Here is a 17577-nt window from a genome sequence, read left to right as displayed (position 1 = left end):
GATGGATGGCCGGGTCAAGCCCGGCCATGACGGAGTTCTTAGGACAGGCGCAGCGGTCAACGGGGCTGGTTCGCTCTGCCCCCATCCGCCGCCTACGGCTCGGTGGCGAAGGTCAGGCGGCCGGTCGGTTTGAGGGTCTTGGCGTCGAAGGTGCGCAGTTCGGTGGCGCCGCCGATGTCGAGGGTGACGACCACATAGTCGCCGGCGGAGGCGGTGGAGACGACGCGGGCGCCCTTCGGCAGCCGCAGGGTGTGCTCGGTCGCGGCCGGCACGCTTCCCTCGGCGCGGAAAAGCCTATAGCCGATGGCGATCAACACCGCGGCCACCGCCAGCGTGGTGGTCAGGCCCGCGATCAGCATCATCCGCCGCACCCGCGCAAACAGCGCGGCCTGCTCTGGGGTGGGTTCGGGCGTGGCGGTGTCGGTCATGCGAATCTCTGCTGAAGGCGGCTATTTTGGAAGGTACGATCGTGGCCGAAACGCCGGAAAATCCCGTGAATGTGGTGGTGGCCGGCGACGAGGGCTCGCCGCGGCTCGACCGCGTGCTGGCGGCGCGCTGCCCCGAGCTGTCGCGGTCGCGGCTGAAGGCGCTGATCCTCGACGGCCGGGTGACGATCGCCGGCAACCCGGTCCGCGACCCCGCTTATCACGCCTCCCCGGGCGAGACGATCACAATCGACGTGCCGCCGCCGGTGCCGGCGGAGCCGGCCGGCGAGGCGATCGCGCTCGATATCGTCCATGAGGACGACGACATCATCGTGCTCGACAAGCCGCGCGGGCTGGTGGTCCACCCGGCGGCCGGCCACGAGACCGGAACCCTGGTCAACGCCCTGATCGCGCATTGCGGCGCGTCGCTGTCCGGGATCGGCGGGGTGCGGCGGCCGGGGATCGTGCACCGGCTGGATAAAGATACCACCGGCCTGATGGTCGCGGCCAAGAACGACAAGGCGCATCAGTCCTTGAGCGCGCAATTCGCCGACCACGGCCGCACCGGGGAACTGCGCCGCGGCTACCTCGCTTTCGTCTGGGGGGTGCCGGGCCGCAAATACGGCACCATCGACGCGCCGATCGACCGCCACCCGCATGCGCGGGAAAAAATGGCGGTCCGCCAGGGCGGCCGCGAGGCAATCACCCATTGGGAGGTATTGGAGAACTTCGCCGGCAAGGACGGCAAGCCGGTCGCGGCGCTGATCGCCTGCCAGCTCGAGACCGGGCGAACCCACCAGATTCGGGTCCACCTCGCCCATCTCGGCCATCCGCTGATGGGCGACGACGTCTATGGGCCGCACTTCAAGACCAAGGCGAATCAGCTCGCACCAGCCGCGCGGGGCGCCCTGGCGGAGCTCGGGCGGCAGGCGCTGCATGCTTATTTGCTGACGCTGGAGCACCCGTCGACGGGCGCGGTGATGACCTGGGAATCAGCCCTGCCGGCCGATCTGGCCAGTCTTCAGGCTGCCCTGATCGCGACGGAATGACGCGGCGAAGTCAGAAAACGTAAATCATTTCACAGCGTTGTTGCGGCGTAACAACGACGTGACAAGACCGTAACTAAACTTGCGCGACTAACCTATTGTATATTGCAGGTGCGTTGGATGAGCCAACGCGGAACATCGCAGGCCGGTCGGCTTTGACACAGCGATCTGTCTGCCTGGCCGCCCGCTATCGGGGGCCTGAAACCCAATTGGAGGGCGCTGAATGGCCCGCGCTGCTACGCTCCCGATTCTCAACGGAGAATCCGGCCTTGCTCGTTACCTTGCGGAAATCCGCAAGTTTCCGATGCTCGAGCCTCAGCAAGAGTACATGCTCGCCAAGCGCTGGCGCGAACACGGTGATCGCGACGCGGCGCATCAACTCGTCACCAGCCACCTTCGCCTCGTCGCCAAGATCGCGATGGGCTACCGCGGCTATGGCCTGCCGATTTCCGAGGTCGTCTCGGAAGGCAACGTCGGCCTGATGCAGGCGGTGAAGCGGTTCGAGCCCGAGAAGGGCTTCCGCCTCGCCACCTACGCGATGTGGTGGATCAAGGCGTCGATTCAAGAGTACATTCTGCGTTCGTGGTCACTTGTGAAGATGGGTACCACCGCGAACCAGAAGAAGCTGTTCTTCAACCTGCGCAAGGCGAAGAGCAAGATCTCGGCGCTCGACGAGGGCGATCTGCATCCCGACCAGGTCAAGGTGATCGCGAGCCGCCTCGGCGTCACCGAACAGGACGTGGTCGACATGAACCGCCGCCTCGGCGGCGACGCTTCGCTCAACGCGCCGATCCGTGACGACGGCGAGCCGGGCGAATGGCAGGACTGGCTGGTCGATCAGTCGCCGAGCCAGGAAGCTGTGATGGCCGAGCACGAAGAGCTCGACCAACGCCGGGCCGCGCTCAACGGCGCGATCCAGGTGCTGAACCCGCGCGAACGGCGGATCTTCGAGGCCCGCCGCCTCGCCGACGAACCGATGACGCTGGAAGACCTCGCCGCTGAGTTCGGCGTGTCGCGCGAGCGCGTGCGCCAGATCGAGGTGCGGGCGTTCGAGAAGGTGCAGAGCGCCGTCAAGGGCACGATCGCCCGTCAGGAACAGGCGACTCTGGAAGCCGTGCACTAACCGCCCGGCGCACCGAGCTATCAACGACAAAACCCCGCCAGGTCTGGCGGGGTTTTTTGTGGCGTGAGGTGAGGCCCGCCAAAAGGCGGGCAACTCAGCTCCGCTTGGCGGTGCCTTGGAGTAGATTGACCTGGTTGGTGACCGGATCGGTGACCGCGGTGCGGATCGAGGCGCTGCCGTTGCTGCCGAGCGTGAACTTGGTGTCGCCGACGCGGAACGAGTTGTCTTTGATCAGAACGCTCTGATACTTGAGCGTGCCTTCGCTCTGATACTTCACCTGCGCACGAAACCCCTGGACGTTCGACACCGTGATGGCGAACTTCTTGGTGTTCGAATAGGTCCCGCTCCAGGTACCCTGATAGGCTTCGGGATCGACGTTCTTGTACGGCGTTCGCGACGGATTGAGCAGACCCGCCTGGGTGTAGCCGCTGGCGATTGCGCTGAGGATGTCGCCCATCGTGCTCTCCGTGCCATGGGAAATTCGACGCCCGGACTCCACACCGCTTCGGGTTAACGCAGCGTTAAGAATTGGCGGCCGCGGCACGGGCGCATTGCCGCAGAACCGACGAATGGCACCGACAGAGCTTCAATTCACGGCGGTTTCCGCGCCGGCGCGCGGGCGCACCGGCAGCAGCAGATAATGCACGCCGTTCTGCTCCGCTTTCGGAAAGCGGCCGGCGCGGATGTTGACCTGAATCGACGGCAGCAGCAGCGTCGGCGCCTTCAGGGTCGCATCCCGCTTGGTCCGCATCTCGACGAACTGGTCCTCGGTCACGCCGCCGCGCAGATGCACGTTGCCGTCGCGCTGCGCCTGGACGGTGGTCTCCCAGACATAGCTGTCGCGGCCGGGCGCCTTGTAGTCGTGGCACATGAACAGCCGTGTCTGAGGCGGCAGCGCCAGCAGTTTCTGAATCGAGCGATAGAGCTGATGAGCGTCGCCGCCCGGGAAGTCAGCTCGGGCGGTGCCGTAATCGGGCATGAACAGCGTGTCGCCGACGAACACGGCATCGGCGATTCGATAGGCGATGTCGGCCGGCGTGTGCCCCGGCGTGTGCATCACATCGACCTCGAGGCCGCCGATCGTGAACCGCTCGCCGTCCTTGAACAGGTGATCGAAATCGCTGCCGTCGGTGCGCAGATCGTCGGCGTTGAACAGCGGCCGGAAGATCTTCTGCACGTCCTTGATGTGCTCGCCGATCCCGATCTTGGCACCGGTTTTCGCCTTGATGTAGGGCGCGCCGGAGAGGTGGTCGGCATGAGCGTGGGTCTCGAGCACCCAGTCGATCGTCAGCCCGGCGTCGCGGGCGGCGGCCAAAATGGTCTCGACCGAGCGGATATCGACCGAACCGTCGCGGTGGTCGAAGTCCAGCACCGGATCGATCACCGCGGCATGGCCGCTCGCAGGATCGGACACCAGATAGCTGACCGTGTTGGTCGGCTCGTCGAAGAAGGCACGGATGGCCGGTGAGGAGCTGGTCACGGGCGATTGTCCTGATCCAGTAGAATGACTATTGCGCGCGAGTCACATTTATTAGCATATTCTATATGCGCAAGCGTCCATTCATAGAATTTCATGCTGCCGAATATCGTCACTTCTGACATCGTCACTGTCGCCTGCGGCGGTCTGGTCGGCTTCATCCTGGCGCTGATCGGCGGCGGCGGCTCGGTGCTGGCGGTGCCGCTGCTGGTCTATGTGGTCGGGGTGCGCTCGCCGCACATGGCGATCGGCACCTCGTCGATCGCGGTGGCGATCAGCGCGCTCGCCAACATGCTGTCGCATTGGGCGGCAGGCAATGTGCGCTGGGCCTGCGCGATCGTATTTTCGGCGGCGGGGGTCGGCGGCGCGTTTGCCGGCGCCACTATCGCCAAGCAGATCGACGGCCAGAAGCTGCTGATCCTGTTCGGGCTGCTGATGATCGTGATCGGAATGCTGATGTCGCGCAAGCGCAGCGGCGGCGGCGACCCGTTGGTGAGGCTGACGCTGGCCAACGCCAAGGCGATGCTGCCGCGGCTGATCGGCACCGGCTTCGGGGTCGGGCTGCTCGCCGGGTTCTTCGGCATCGGCGGCGGCTTCCTGATCGTGCCGGGTCTGATCCTCGCCACCGGGATGCCGCTGACCTCGGCGATCGGCACCTCGCTGGTCGCCGTGGTGGCGTTCGGCGCATCGACGGCGACGAGCTACGCACTGTCCGGATTGATCGACTGGCGGCTGGCCGGCGCCTTCATCGGCGGCGGCCTCCTCGGCGGCCTGATCGGGATCGGCACCGGCAAGCTGATCGGCGGCCACGACAAGGTGCTGCGCAGCGTGTTCTCCGTGGTGGTGGTCGCGGTCGGCCTGTACGTCTGCTATCGCGGCGCGATGTACTTCCTGGGATAGCGCTGGGCGGACGAGGCCGTCCAAGAGCACCGCGTCCTCATTTCGAGGAGCCCGACAGAGCTGTTCTATTTGCCGAACGCCCGCACAACTTCGGCACCGACATCAGCGATGATCTTGTTCTGCTGATCGCGCGACACCGTCGCGCCGGTCAGATACACGGTGACGATCAACGGCGCGCGCTGCGGTGGCCACAGCACCGCGATGTCGTTGGCGGTGCCGCGACCGCCGGTGCCGGTCTTGTCGCCGACGATCCAGCTCGGCGGCACGCCGGCGCGCAAGCGCGTGCCGCCCGTGGTGTTGGCTTTCAGCCAAATGATCAGTTGCGCGCGCGACGCGGGCGACAACGCATCGCCGAGTGTGAGCGCGCGCAGATCCTGCGCCATCGCCCGCGGCGAAGTAGTGTCGCGCGGATCGCCCGGCAGCGCTTCGTTGAGTTCAGTTTCGATCCGGTCGAGCCGCGCGGTCTCGTCGCCGAGCGAGCGCGCGAACGCGGTGAGCCCGGCCGGCCCACCGAAGCTCGCCAGCAGCAGATTGCCGGCTGTGTTATCACTCAGCGTGATCGCCGCCTCGCACAGCTCGGCGATCGTCATGCCATCCTCGACGTGCTTCTCGGTCGCCGGCGAATAGGTGACGAGGTCCGACTTGGCGTAGCTGACCCGGCGGTCGAGGCCTTCCTGCTTGCGGTCGACCCGCGCCAGCACCAGACCGGCGGCCAGCACCTTGAAGGTGCTGCACATCGGAAATCGCTCGTCGAGGCGATGACCGACGATGCGGCCGCTTGCGGTGTCGAGCACGCCGACGCCGAGCCGGCCACCGCTGCCGGCTTCGAGCCGCGCGCATCGATCGGCCAGCGCGTCGGCTGCCAGCGCGTCAGAACCGCCGAACAGACCTAATCCGGCGAGCCCCGCCGCCGCTTTCATCAACTCACGCCGATCGATCATTCATCACCTGCTAAGCGACATTCGCCGCTGTCTATCGAGAAGAAACAAGGCGGTGTTGCGGCCACCTCCTCGGCGTTCGCGGCGATCGGGCGCCCGCCGGCTTACGATCTGCGACAGTGCGCCTCAGTCCGCGGACGCCCGCCTGCAACAACACTGTCATGCTGCATCGGTAATTCGCAGTCGATGTCTCGTCATCGACCGCCCGATGCCGATCGAACGTCGCGCCCGATCCGGGCAGCGCCGGCGCGATCGCGTCGCCTCCGTTCAAATCCCGCGAAGGGCCCCCCCATGCGCAACACCCTGCTGACTTCGATTACTTCCGCGCTACTCGCCGTGGCGGTCTCCGCCGGCGTCGCCGCTGCCGCCGACGGCACGATCGACAACAGCGCGCTGTCGAAGTCCGAATTCCGCGATCACGCCCGCACCTTCGGCCTGGTCTACACCCTGCCCAAGAACGTCAACGACGTTCTCGACAGCACAATTCGCGGGCCGCTGAAGGAAAAGCTGCTGAACGCCAAGCTCGACACCGAAGCGCAGATGTTCAACATTCCGCACGTCACCGTCGTACACGTCCACAGCGCCGATCCGGCGACGCCGGAGAAGATGCTGGCGGCGATGCCGAAGCTGCCGCCGGTGCTCACCGTCAAGCTGAAGACGTTCTACACCACCGAAGCCGCCAAGGGCGCCGGCCGACCGTGGTGGTTCGACCTCGGCCTGGTCAAGGAAGGCAAGAGCTTCGACGACATGATGGCGTTCAACACCACCGCCACCGCGGCGCTGACGCCGCTGCGCGACGGTCCGCTGCCGCGCTGCACCGGCCCGGTCTATGCGGCGATGGGCGACGCCGCCAAGGATCTGGTCCGCACCGTCGGCGTCAGCGGCGTCAACGTCGTCAAGGACGGCAAGGAGCTGCGCTCGCACAATCCGCACACCACGCTGGTCTACAGCATGGCCAAGTTCACGCCGGAACTGCAGGCGCAGATGAATCAGGCCGCCAAGGAGTTCAACCAGATCCTGCCGGACGGCATCGACGCCACCTTCAAGACCGTGTCGATCGTCGAGCTCGGCTTCGCCGGCAACGTGCTGCGCGAGGTCTACCGGATCAGCCTCGAAGACGGCTCGGTGACGACCGTCGCCACCGGCAAGACGGCATCGCTGAAGTAATCGCCGCGTCGGCAGACGCGGCCAAGAAAAAGGGCGGCCTCGCGGGCCGCCCTTTGCGTTTCAACCGATCGCTGGCGCGCTTATTCGGCCGCCATCTTGACGTCCGGCGCGGCGGCGCGGACTTCGGCATCGACCTGCGCTTCGAACTTGGCGAAGTTCTTCTGGAACATGCCGACCAGCTTGCGGGCGGTGGTGTCGAACGCGGCCTTGTCGGCCCAGGTCTTCACCGGATCGAGGATCTCGCTCGGCACGCCCGGCAGCGCGGTCGGGACCGCGAAGCCGAAGTAGGGATCGGTACGGAATTCGACGTTACGCAGGCTGCCGTCGAGCGCCGCGGTCAAGAGCGCGCGGGTGACCTTGATCGGCATGCGGTGGCCGGTGCCGTAGATGCCGCCGGTCCAGCCGGTGTTGACCAGCCAGCAGTCGACATTGTGCTTGGCGATCAGCTCACGCAGCATGTTGCCGTACACCGACGGATCGCGCGGCAGGAACGGCGAACCGAAGCAGGTCGAGAATTCCGGGGTCGGCTCGGTGACGCCGCGCTCGGTGCCGGCGACCTTGGCGGTGTAGCCCGACAGGAAGTGATACATCGCCTGCGCCGGGGTCAGCTTGGCGATCGGCGGCATCACGCCGAAGGCGTCGGCGGCGAGCATCACCACGTTCTTCGGCTGGCCGGCGCGGCCGGTCAGCGAGGCGTTCGGGATCGACTCGAGCGGATAGGCCGAGCGGGTGTTCTCGGTCTTGGAGCCGTCGTCGAAGTCCGGCTTGCGATCGAGCTCACCGAGCACGACGTTCTCGAGCACGGCGCCGAAGCGTGTCGAGGCGGCGTAGATTTCCGGCTCGTTCTCGGACGACAGCTTGATGCACTTGGCGTAGCAGCCGCCTTCGAAGTTGAAGACGCCGTCCTTGCCCCAGCCGTGCTCGTCGTCACCGATCAGGGTGCGGTTCGGATCGGCCGACAGCGTGGTCTTGCCGGTGCCGGACAGGCCGAAGAAGATCGCGGTGTCGCCGTTCGGGCCGACGTTGGCCGAGCAGTGCATCGGCAACACGCCCTTCTCGGGCAGGTAGTAGTTCAGCGTGGTGAACACGCTCTTCTTCATTTCGCCGGCGTACTGAGTGCCGCCGATCAGCACGATCTTACGGGCAAAGTCGATCGCGACGACGTTTTCGGAGCGGCAGCCATGGCGCTTCGGATCGGCGCGGAAGCTCGGCAAATCGATCAGCGTCAGCTCGGGAACGAAGTTCTCCAGCTCGGCGCGCTCGGGACGGCGCAGCAGCGTGCGGATGAACAGCGAGTGCCAGGCGAGCTCGGTGTAAACGCGGGTCTTGATGCGGAAGGTCGGATCGGCGCCGCCGTACAGATCCTGCGCGAACAGGCTCATGCCTTCCGCGTGCTTGAGGAAGTCCTGGTACAGCGTCTCGAACTGCTCGGCAGTGATCGACTGATTACCACCCCACCACATGGTGTCTTCGGTGGTGGCGTCGCGGACCGTGAACTTGTCCTTCGGGCTGCGACCGGTGAACACGCCGGTGTCCGCGACCAGCGCGCCATCCGACGACAGCACCGCTTCGCCGTTCTTCAGCGCGTGCTCGTAGAGCTGAGGTGCACCGAAGTTCCAGTACACGCCTTTGAGATTTTTGAGGCCGAATTTGTCGGCGCCGTAGGCACCGTTATGCACGCCCGTCTCTTGCACGAATAGATCCTCCTGAGGAATCCGCGTTGTCTCGATCGCGCGATTGCCGCCAACGCGCATCACCGGCCGCGGTAAACATCATTATATACCTGCCGGATCCGGTGGGGCGACTGAATAGTGGCGAACGAGGGCTTTGCCAACCCGGCCGGCATTATTTCGTTTACCGCCATGCGACATTGCGCTGGCTCAAGTCATTCCGTTTTGCGGGCAATGTCAGCCATGCGTTTCAGCATGTCCCGCAATGCAACAGGGCTTTCGACGCGGTCCGGAAAATCGAGCCTCAGCGTCGCGCGGCCGCATTGCAGATCGAGCCCTTCGGGATCGATCCCGGTGCAGCGCCAGTCGGCTTCTGCGGCGCCGAGTAGCTGCGTGGCATAGAGATTCATTGTAGCTGGATGATCGGCATTGATGTGCGCGACCGCGGACGCCTCGGCCTCCAGCAGCGCGTCCGCACCGCGCAGGTCGGTCAAGTAACGCTCGGGCGCGAGGTCCAGAATTCGTCCAAACCCGGCCACCAGATGCAGCCCCGATGTCTCGATCTTGAACAGCGAGAAATCGGTGAAGTCGATGTAGCCCTGGGCGGCCGGATGCGCCGCGAGGTAGCGCCGCCGCCACAGCGCGAGCTGATCCGGCTGCGCCGGAACGGCGGTGCCGAGCAACATGATCCGCGCACCCTCCAGGGGGTCCCCCGCGGCGCGCTCGTCGAGCATCAGCGAAACCCGTGGATCGGCCAGAACGTTGCGGGTGTGGATCGCAAGCCGCGAGATCAGCAGCAGCGGCGAGCCGTCGGGGTGGCTCGCCAGGTTCACCAGCGAGCAATACGGCGCCCCGCCGGTCTCCATCAGCGTCGCCAGCGCCCCTTCCCGGCGGCGGCGGAGCAGCGATTTGGCGAGCTTGGGGGCGCTGAAATCAGGGGTCGGCTGCATCGAAGACCTGTCGATTGGGGTTCAGTTCCTGCCAAGGATTGGCATCCCGGGCCTTTGCAGCCCGAAAAAGCGGCATATATCAGGGCCGGCTTGGCCCGATCGCGCGAATTCGGAACCGGCCACATTTCAGCCCAGCTTGCGTTGCTCGTTGACTGTGCTTTCTGGGCCACCTCACACCGCGGATCGCCGAATCGTTTCGCTGTCTCGCCACGCCGTTTCGGAAAGAAGCTTCATGCCTACAATCGCTTTGGTCGACGACGACCGCAACATTCTGACTTCGGTCTCGATCGCGCTGGAAGCCGAAGGCTACCGGATCATGACCTACACCGACGGCGCCTCGGCGCTCGACGGCTTCCGGACCACGCCGCCCGACCTCGCCATCCTCGACATCAAGATGCCGCGGATGGACGGCATGGAAACGCTGCGTCGGCTGCGCCAGAAATCCGATCTGCCGGTGATCTTCCTCACCTCCAAGGACGAGGAGATCGACGAGCTGTTCGGCCTGAAGATGGGCGCCGACGACTTCATCCGCAAACCGTTCTCGCAGCGGCTGCTGGTGGAGCGCGTCAAAGCGGTGCTGCGGCGTTCGGCGCCGAAGGACCCGGCCGCCGCTCCGAAGGAAAACGACGCCAAGGCGCTCGACCGTGGTCCGCTGCGGATGGATCCGGAGCGCCACACCTGCACCTGGAAGAACGAGCCGGTGACCCTCACCGTCACCGAATTCCTGATCCTGCAGGCGCTGGCGACCCGGCCCGGCGTTGTGAAGAGCCGCAACGCGCTGATGGACGCCGCCTACGACGATCAGGTCTATGTCGACGACCGGACCATCGACAGCCACATCAAGCGGCTGCGTAAGAAGTTCAAGGCGGTCGACGACGAGTTCGAGATGATCGAGACGCTGTACGGCGTCGGCTATCGGTTCAAGGAAGTCTGATCCGGTCGGCTCGCCACCGGCGCTGCGGCTGACGATATCGCCGCATTGCGCTACACTCCGCGACGCGCGCCTTGCGCGTGTCGGCAACCATCGGGCTGATGGCCATTGCTAGATCGCACCTCGCCTGATTCAGATGTCCGCGACACCGAGGACGGATCCCCGGGGCGCGAGGAGGCTGCTGCGCGTGGCGGCCGCTGGCCGCGCCCGCTCGACTGGGTGCGTCGCACCGGCCAGTTCTTCTTCACGCTCAGCTTCTCGAGCCTGACGCGGCGAATCCTGTCGCTGAATCTCGCCGGCCTGCTCGCGCTGTCGACGAGCATTCTGTACCTGTCGCAATTCCGCGCCGGCCTGATCGACGCCCGCGCCCAGAGCCTGTTGGTGCAGGCCGAAATCATCGCCGGCGCCATCGCCGCCTCGGCGACGGTCGAAACCAACACCATCACCATCGATCCCGACCGGCTGCTCGACCTCAAGCCCGGCGAGAGCTACGGCCCGCCGGACGAATACGCGGTGCTGGATTTCCCGATCAATCCGGAGCGCGTCGCGCCGGTGCTGCGACGGCTGATCTCGCCGACCAAGACCCGCGCCCGGATCTACGACCGCGACGGCGTGCTGATCCTCGACAGCCGCAGCCTGTACGGCCGCGGCGACGTGATGCGGTTCGAGCTGCCGCCGCCCACCGCCGAGAAGCCCGGCATCGTCGAGCGGGCGATGATCGCGATCCGCACCTGGCTCAATCGCGGCGACCTGCCGCTGTATCGCGAGCTGGGGCCGGAGAACGGCAACGGCTATCAGGAAGTCGCGCAGTCGCTCAAAGGCCAGAAGAGCAGCATGGTGCGCATCAACGACCGCGGCGAGGTGATCGTCTCGGTGGCGGTGCCGGTGCAGCGGTTCCGGGCGATCTACGGCTCGCTGATGCTGTCGACGCAAGGCGACGACATCGACCAGATGGTGACTGCCGAGCGGCTGGCGATCCTGAAAATCTTCGGCCTCGCCGCCGTGGTGATGTTCGTGCTGTCGGTGCTGCTGGCCTCGACCATCGCCGGCCCGGTGCGCCGGCTCGCCGATGCCGCCGAGCGGGTCCGCCGCCGCATCCGCGCCCGTGTCGAGATCCCCGACTTCACCAAGCGCCGCGACGAGATCGGGCACCTGTCCGGCGCGCTGCGCGAGATGACGGATTCGCTCTACAACCGGATCGAGGCGATCGAACGCTTTGCCGCCGACGTCTCGCACGAATTGAAGAACCCGCTGACCTCGCTGCGCTCGGCGGTGGAGACGCTGCCGCTGGCGAAGACCGACAACAGCCGGGGACGCCTGCTCAGCGTGATCGAACACGACGTCAAACGGCTGGATCGGCTGATCTCGGACATTTCCGACGCCAGCAGGCTCGACGCCGAATTGCAGCGCCAGGATGCCGCGCAGGTCGATTTGCGCCGGCTGCTGACGACGCTGACGCTGGTCGCCAACGAGACCCGGCTCGGCCACAACGCGCTGGTCGAAGTCAAATTCGACGGCCCAGCGACCGATCAGTTCACGGTGCCCGGCCATGATTCCCGGCTCGGCCAGGTGATCTCCAATCTTCTGTCGAATGCGCAGTCGTTCTCGCGCGAAGGCGGCAAGGTCCGGATTCTGTGCCGCCGCCGCAAAACCGAGATCGAGATCATCGTCGAGGACGAGGGCCCGGGCATCCGCGACGACGCGCTCGAAAAGATCTTCGAGCGCTTCTACACCGACCGGCCGCACCAGGGTTTCGGCCAGAACTCGGGTCTCGGCCTGTCAATCTCTAAGCAGATCGTCGAAGCCCATGGCGGCAAGATCTGGGCTGAGAACCGCGCCGGTCCGCGCGGCGAGGATGGCGAACCCACCGTGGCCGGCGCCCGCTTCATCGTCCGGCTGCCGGCGACATGACCGAGCAGGCGCCGCGCACCGTCCATGCCACCGCCGTCAAGGTCGGCGACCGCGCGGTGGTGATTCGCGGCCCCTCCGGCTCCGGCAAATCCCGGCTCGCCTGGGCGCTGATCCTGGCCGGTCGCGCCGGCCAGATCCCGACAGCGGAACTGATCGGCGACGACCGTGTCTTTATGGAACCGGAGCAGGGACGGTTGGTGGTGCGGCAGGTGCCGGAGCTTGCAGGGATGATCGAAATTCGCGGTCTCGGACTGCGGCAAACGGCGTCGGCCGCTGCCGCAGAGGCCGGACTCGTGGTCGACCTCGGGGCCGCTGACGCGTCGCGCATGCCGGAAGCGGCCGCGTTACGGGTCGAAATTGGCGGCGTCCAATTGCCGCGGATTCCGGTTGGCGTCGGATACGATCCACTACCCTTGGTAGTAGCCACGCTGACAACAACCTGCGGCGCTGACGAGGAGACTTGATTAGGGGCTAGTTCGCAGCAATTTGGTAACTATATCAGCCACACAATCGTCACTGTACGGCCCCGCCGCAGCTCCTCAGCGCCTTGCCTTCGACGGAGAATCGCGAAGACCCCCTTGCATAGGGGCTCTGGATGGTCAAAGTGACCGGTTCGCGCGGTGCACCAAAGGCACCCGCGAGGAGTTTCCGATGATTGGTCTGGTACTTGTGACCCACGGGCGCCTCGCCGACGAGTTCAAGGCAGCGCTGGAACATGTGATGGGGCCACAACAACAAATCGAAGCCGTCACGATTGGCGCCGAAGACGACGCCGATCTGTGCCGCAGCGACATCATCGAGGCGGTCAACCGCGTCGATAGCGGAGAGGGCGTCGCGATCCTGACCGACATGTTCGGGGGAACGCCGTCCAATCTGGCGATTTCCTGCATGAGCCGGCCGAAAGTCGAAGTGCTCGCGGGCATTAATTTGCCCATGCTGGTGAAGCTCGCCAAGGTCCGCGAGGAGCGCTCGCTGCCCGAGGCAATTGCGCTGGCCCAGGAGGCCGGACGCAAATACGTCACCATCGCCAGTCGGGTATTGGCCGGTAAATGACCATCGACGCGCCTCAGCCCGGTTCCGGACCGGACCAAGCCTCCGGCGCTTCCGGCGATAAGATTTCCCGTGAGATTCCCGTCATCAATAAGCGCGGCCTGCATGCGCGGGCCTCGGCCAAGTTCGTGCAGATGGCCGAGCGCTTCAACGCCGAGGTCTGGGTCACCCGCAACGGCGAGACCGTCGGCGGCACCTCGATCATGGGCCTGATGATGCTGGCAGCCGGGATCGGCACCACCGTGACGGTCTCGGCCAGCGGCCCCGAGGCGCGCCAGGCGCTGGATGCGATCACCGAGCTGATGGGCTCGAAGTTCGGCGAAGAAGAATAGCCGGCGCCGCAACGCCGGCCGGCCGGGCCGCTGCACCGACGGCAACTCCCCGCTATTTCGCGCTCGCCCCCGAAGGCAACACCAGGAAGAACACGTCGCTGACCCGCCCGCCGGCCTGCCCGAACAGCGGCCGGCTGAGCCACACCTTGCCGCGCAGGATCTGCGGCTGGCCGGAGACGATCTGCTCGGCGGTCGCGATACAGCTTTTGTCCTCGGCCGGGCAGACCAGGGCCGCGCCGCGCGCCGCGGCCCGCTGTTTCAGCGCGGCGAGGTCCGCGGTTTCGAAGCCCAGCATATCGGTGCGCAGATAGAACGCCGTGTTCTCGGCCAGCACGGTTTCGCCGGCCACCAGCGGCACCGGCTCGTCGCTGTGCCGGCGCCATTCGCGGTCGACGTGGTCGGCAAGCAGCGACGCGTATTCGAACGGCCCCGGCGGATCGCTGAGATGAATCACCAGCGCCACCACCGGCGACAGCGCCAGCGCGCCGAGCGACACCGCGGACGCGACGATCAACCCCCGCCGCACCGCCTCGCGCCCCACCGCGATCAGCGGCGAGGCCAGCAGCACGATCGGGAGCAGCGTGTAGGCCGGCATCGCCCAGAGCGGCACGATCCGGATACCGGTCGCCAGCGCCACTGGCATCGGCGCCACGATCAGCAGCGCCTGGATCAGCATGATGGTGCGCCGCTGCGAATCGACAGGCCAGGCGATATCGGCGAGCGCGGCACGCGACGGCCTCAGCACCACCGTCGCGGTAATCAGCGCCACCGCCGCATAGGCGAGGCTGCCGGGCAGATAGGTCAGCGTATCCCGCAGGTTGTCGCCGATGCCGGCCGATTCGTGCGCTGCCGCGTAAGCAAAGGTCGGAAAATCGTGCGCGGCGAGCCACCACAGATGCGGCCCCAGCACCACCCCGCCGCACAGGATCATCAACCACGGCGCCGGTGAGGCGAACAACCGGCCGCGCCGCGGATCGATCAGCGCCGCCAGCCCCAGCGCGACGATGAGCACGATCGACCAGTATTTTCCCAGCATCGAGGCGCCGGCGAACGCCCCCGCAAGCGCCCCCCACAGCGCCGCACGACTTTCCAGCGCCCGCAGGAAGCAATGGATGGTCAGTGCCCACAGCGGCAGCAGCACCGCATTGGCGTTGTATTTCAGTGCGATGAAATTGAAGAACGGGATCAGCGTCAGAAGCGCCATTCCGAACAGCGACTTCTCGGCGTCCATGTAGCGCCGCATCGTCCGCCAGGCGATGTACAGCGTCAGCGCGATATTGGCGGTCGCCAGCAGATGGACCGACAGGTCCGACGGCGGAACCAGCGTGAACCAGACCCGCGCCACCCAGGCCGAGAACGGCGGATGCTTGTCGGTGCCGAGCGCCAGATGCCGTGACCAGCCGTACAGCTCGGTCTCGTCGGCGTGCAGATCGCGCGGCCAGGTGGCGATGATTCGGTACGCGGTCCAGATCGCCATATAGGCGAGCAGCGTCCAGACGACGGTAAGCTCCTGCCGCTTGGGATCGAGCAGGGCATCGAGCCAGCGCGTCAGCGGAGCGAACGGGCGGCGGGGGGTAGAAGGAGAGGACATCCGGGCCCTGGGCTTGAGGCGTCGCGCGGCGGACATCATCCGCTTCCGCCGGTCGCGTCAAGCGCGGCAAAACCAGCGGTTTTTCGGGAGCTTGCAGCTTCCGTTCGCCTTGCCGGGCCACAGGCGCGATGCTATCTGGCCGGCATGACCACCGCTCCCATCGACAACATCCGCAACTTTTCCATCGTCGCGCACATCGACCATGGCAAGTCGACGCTCGCCGACCGCCTGATCCAGATCACCGGCGGCATGTCCGACCGTGAAATGGCCGGCAAGGAGCAGGTGCTCGATTCGATGGACATCGAGCGCGAGCGCGGCATCACCATCAAGGCGCAGACCGTACGCCTGAAATACCACGCCAAGGACGGCAAGGACTACATCTTCAACCTGATGGACACCCCCGGCCACGTCGACTTCGCCTACGAAGTGTCGCGGTCGCTCGCCGCCTGCGAGGGCTCGCTGCTGGTGGTCGACGCCAGTCAGGGCGTCGAGGCGCAGACGCTCGCCAACGTCTATCACGCGCTCGATGCCGGCCACGAGATCGTGCCGGTGCTCAACAAGGTCGATTTGCCGGCTGCCGAGCCGGAGAAGATCAAGCAGCAGATCGAGGACGTGATCGGGCTGGACGCCTCCGACGCGGTGATGATTTCGGCCAAGACCGGCCTCGGCGTGCCCGACGTGCTGGAGGCGATCGTCACCCGCCTGCCGCCGCCGAAGGGCGACCGCGAAGCGACCCTGAAGGCGCTGCTGGTCGATAGCTGGTACGACGTCTATCTCGGCGTCGTGGTGCTGGTGCGCGTGGTCGACGGCGTGCTCAAGAAGGGCCAGCGCATCCGGATGATGGGCACCGGCGCCGCTTACGACGTCGAGCGGGTCGGCTTCTTCACGCCGAAGATGGTCAATGTCGACGAGCTTGGGCCCGGCGAGGTCGGCTTCATCACCGCGGCCATCAAGGAAGTCGCCGACACAAGGGTCGGCGATACCATCACCGACGACAAGAAGCCGATCACCGACATGCTGCCGGGCTTCAAGCCGGCGATTCCGGTGGTGTTCTGCGGCCTGTTCCCGGTCGACGCCGGCGACTTCGAAACGCTGCGCGCCGCGATGGGCAAGCTGCGGCTGAACGACGCCAGCTTCTCGTTCGAGATGGAAACCTCCGCGGCGCTCGGCTTCGGCTTCCGCTGCGGCTTCCTCGGCCTGTTGCATCTGGAGATCATCCAGGAGCGCTTGTCCCGCGAGTTCGATCTCGACCTGATCGCGACCGCGCCGAGCGTGATCTACAAGATGACGCTGACCGACGGCACCGAGCTCGAGATCCACAACCCGGTCGACATGCCGGACGTGGTGAAGATCGCCGAGATCCAGGAGCCGTGGATCGAAGCCACCATCATGACGCCGGACGAATATCTCGGCAGTGTGCTGAAGCTGTGCCAGGACCGCCGCGGCAATCAGAAGGAACTCACTTACGTCGGCGCCCGCGCGATGGTGAAGTACGACCTGCCGCTCAACGAAGTGGTGTTCGACTTCTACGACCGGCTCAAGAGCGTGTCGAAGGGCTACGCCTCGTTCGACTATCATCTCACCGACTACAAGCCGGCCGATCTCGTCAAGATGCAGATCCTGGTGAACGCCGAGCCGGTCGACGCGCTGTCGATGCTGGTGCATCGGACCCGCGCCGAAGGCCGCGGCCGCGCCATGGTCGAGAAGATGAAAGAGCTGATCCCGCCGCACATGTTCCAGATCCCGATCCAGGCGGCGATCGGCGGCAAGGTGATCGCCCGTGAAACCGTCCGCGCGCTGCGCAAGGACGTCACCGCCAAATGCTACGGCGGCGACATCACCCGCAAACGCAAGCTGCTTGAGAAGCAGAAAGAAGGCAAAAAGCGGATGCGCCAGTTCGGCAAGGTCGACATCCCGCAGGAAGCGTTCATCGCGGCGCTGAAGGTGGATGGGTGAGGGACCTATCTAAATTCGCGAGTTCGCCGGTCAATAGAGACTAGATCGTCCTTTTTCCGGGAGGCCCCCTTCCAACAGAGCGCTATTGCGTCGTCCGTGAAGTTTGCTGA

The 17577-nt window shown here is 65.8% G+C and carries 17 protein-coding genes; 10 read left to right on the top strand and 7 right to left on the bottom strand.

The window, feature by feature from the left end; translation table 11 throughout:
* Positions 1-92 precede the first annotated feature (92 nt).
* Positions 93-428, bottom strand: coding sequence for a hypothetical protein (locus M9H71_RS24210; RefSeq protein WP_455407413.1), 336 nt, complete (start codon positions 426-428; stop codon positions 93-95).
* 71 nt (positions 429-499) lie between these two features.
* Here M9H71_RS24210 and M9H71_RS24205 point away from each other — a divergent pair, with 71 nt between their 5' ends.
* Positions 500-1474: an RluA family pseudouridine synthase gene (locus M9H71_RS24205; protein ID WP_455407414.1), complete on the top strand. Its 975-nt coding sequence runs from the start codon at positions 500-502 to the stop codon at positions 1472-1474.
* Positions 1475-1694: 220 nt separating this feature from the next.
* The gene (rpoH, locus tag M9H71_RS24200) at positions 1695-2594 is read left to right on the top strand and encodes an RNA polymerase sigma factor RpoH (protein ID WP_455407412.1); all 900 of its coding nucleotides are present in this window, start codon (positions 1695-1697) and stop codon (positions 2592-2594) included.
* A 94-nt stretch (positions 2595-2688) separates the two neighbouring features.
* Here the strand turns inward: rpoH and M9H71_RS24195 are convergent, their stop codons facing one another.
* Together M9H71_RS24195 and M9H71_RS24190 are read right to left on the bottom strand one after the other, a co-directional pair.
* Entirely contained in the window at positions 2689-3051 is a 363-nt protein-coding gene (locus M9H71_RS24195) for a hypothetical protein (protein WP_455407411.1), read from the bottom strand.
* A 129-nt stretch (positions 3052-3180) separates the two neighbouring features.
* The gene (locus tag M9H71_RS24190; RefSeq protein ID WP_455407410.1) at positions 3181-4074 is read right to left on the bottom strand and encodes an MBL fold metallo-hydrolase; all 894 of its coding nucleotides are present in this window, start codon (positions 4072-4074) and stop codon (positions 3181-3183) included.
* Between the two features lie 93 nt (positions 4075-4167).
* Between M9H71_RS24190 and M9H71_RS24185 the strand changes: the two genes are divergently transcribed.
* Positions 4168-4971 (top strand): sulfite exporter TauE/SafE family protein, encoded by an 804-nt coding sequence (locus M9H71_RS24185; RefSeq protein ID WP_455407409.1) that lies wholly within the window; start codon positions 4168-4170, stop codon positions 4969-4971.
* A 65-nt stretch (positions 4972-5036) separates the two neighbouring features.
* Here the strand turns inward: M9H71_RS24185 and bla are convergent, their stop codons facing one another.
* Positions 5037-5912: a class A beta-lactamase gene (gene bla / locus M9H71_RS24180; RefSeq protein WP_455407408.1), complete on the bottom strand. Its 876-nt coding sequence runs from the start codon at positions 5910-5912 to the stop codon at positions 5037-5039.
* A gap of 288 nt (positions 5913-6200) precedes the next feature.
* Here bla and M9H71_RS24175 point away from each other — a divergent pair, with 288 nt between their 5' ends.
* The gene (locus M9H71_RS24175; RefSeq protein ID WP_455407407.1) at positions 6201-7076 is read left to right on the top strand and encodes a hypothetical protein; all 876 of its coding nucleotides are present in this window, start codon (positions 6201-6203) and stop codon (positions 7074-7076) included.
* An 80-nt stretch (positions 7077-7156) separates the two neighbouring features.
* Here M9H71_RS24175 and M9H71_RS24170 read toward each other — a convergent pair whose 3' ends face one another.
* Positions 7157-8770 (bottom strand): phosphoenolpyruvate carboxykinase, encoded by a 1614-nt coding sequence (locus M9H71_RS24170; RefSeq protein WP_455407406.1) that lies wholly within the window; start codon positions 8768-8770, stop codon positions 7157-7159.
* Between the two features lie 191 nt (positions 8771-8961).
* Positions 8962-9696, bottom strand: a complete 735-nt coding sequence (locus M9H71_RS24165; protein ID WP_455407405.1) for a HugZ family pyridoxamine 5'-phosphate oxidase — start codon at positions 9694-9696, stop codon at positions 8962-8964.
* Between the two features lie 232 nt (positions 9697-9928).
* On the opposite strand from M9H71_RS24165, the gene M9H71_RS24160 reads away from it, so the two are divergent.
* The 5 genes from M9H71_RS24160 to M9H71_RS24140 all read left to right on the top strand — a co-directional run bounded on the left by M9H71_RS24160 (position 9929) and on the right by M9H71_RS24140 (position 13920).
* Positions 9929-10630, top strand: a complete 702-nt coding sequence (locus tag M9H71_RS24160; protein WP_110787067.1) for a response regulator transcription factor — start codon at positions 9929-9931, stop codon at positions 10628-10630.
* Between the two features lie 105 nt (positions 10631-10735).
* The gene (locus tag M9H71_RS24155) at positions 10736-12538 is read left to right on the top strand and encodes a stimulus-sensing domain-containing protein (protein ID WP_455407404.1); all 1803 of its coding nucleotides are present in this window, start codon (positions 10736-10738) and stop codon (positions 12536-12538) included.
* The gene (locus M9H71_RS24150) at positions 12535-13002 is read left to right on the top strand and encodes an HPr kinase/phosphatase C-terminal domain-containing protein (RefSeq protein WP_455407403.1); all 468 of its coding nucleotides are present in this window, start codon (positions 12535-12537) and stop codon (positions 13000-13002) included. The genes M9H71_RS24155 and M9H71_RS24150 overlap by 4 nt, the downstream gene beginning before the upstream one ends.
* 187 nt (positions 13003-13189) lie before the next feature.
* The gene (locus M9H71_RS24145) at positions 13190-13591 is read left to right on the top strand and encodes a PTS sugar transporter subunit IIA (RefSeq protein ID WP_011155923.1); all 402 of its coding nucleotides are present in this window, start codon (positions 13190-13192) and stop codon (positions 13589-13591) included.
* Positions 13588-13920 carry an HPr family phosphocarrier protein gene (locus M9H71_RS24140; RefSeq protein ID WP_012494088.1) on the top strand — a complete coding sequence of 111 codons (333 nt, stop codon included), beginning with the start codon at positions 13588-13590 and terminating at the stop codon, positions 13918-13920. Before M9H71_RS24145 ends, M9H71_RS24140 begins: the two co-directional genes overlap by 4 nt.
* A 52-nt stretch (positions 13921-13972) precedes the next feature.
* On the opposite strand, the gene M9H71_RS24135 is transcribed toward M9H71_RS24140, so the two are convergent.
* Positions 13973-15511, bottom strand: a complete 1539-nt coding sequence (locus tag M9H71_RS24135; RefSeq protein ID WP_455407402.1) for a glycosyltransferase family 39 protein — start codon at positions 15509-15511, stop codon at positions 13973-13975.
* A gap of 144 nt (positions 15512-15655) precedes the next feature.
* On the opposite strand from M9H71_RS24135, the gene lepA reads away from it, so the two are divergent.
* Positions 15656-17467, top strand: coding sequence for a translation elongation factor 4 (gene lepA / locus M9H71_RS24130; protein ID WP_455407401.1), 1812 nt, complete (start codon positions 15656-15658; stop codon positions 17465-17467).
* Positions 17468-17577: the final 110 nt, after the last annotated feature.

This window comes from Rhodopseudomonas parapalustris (assembly GCF_053772255.1).
Note: the sequence above shows the minus strand (reverse complement) of the source record. Positions and strands in the feature narration are given on the sequence as shown.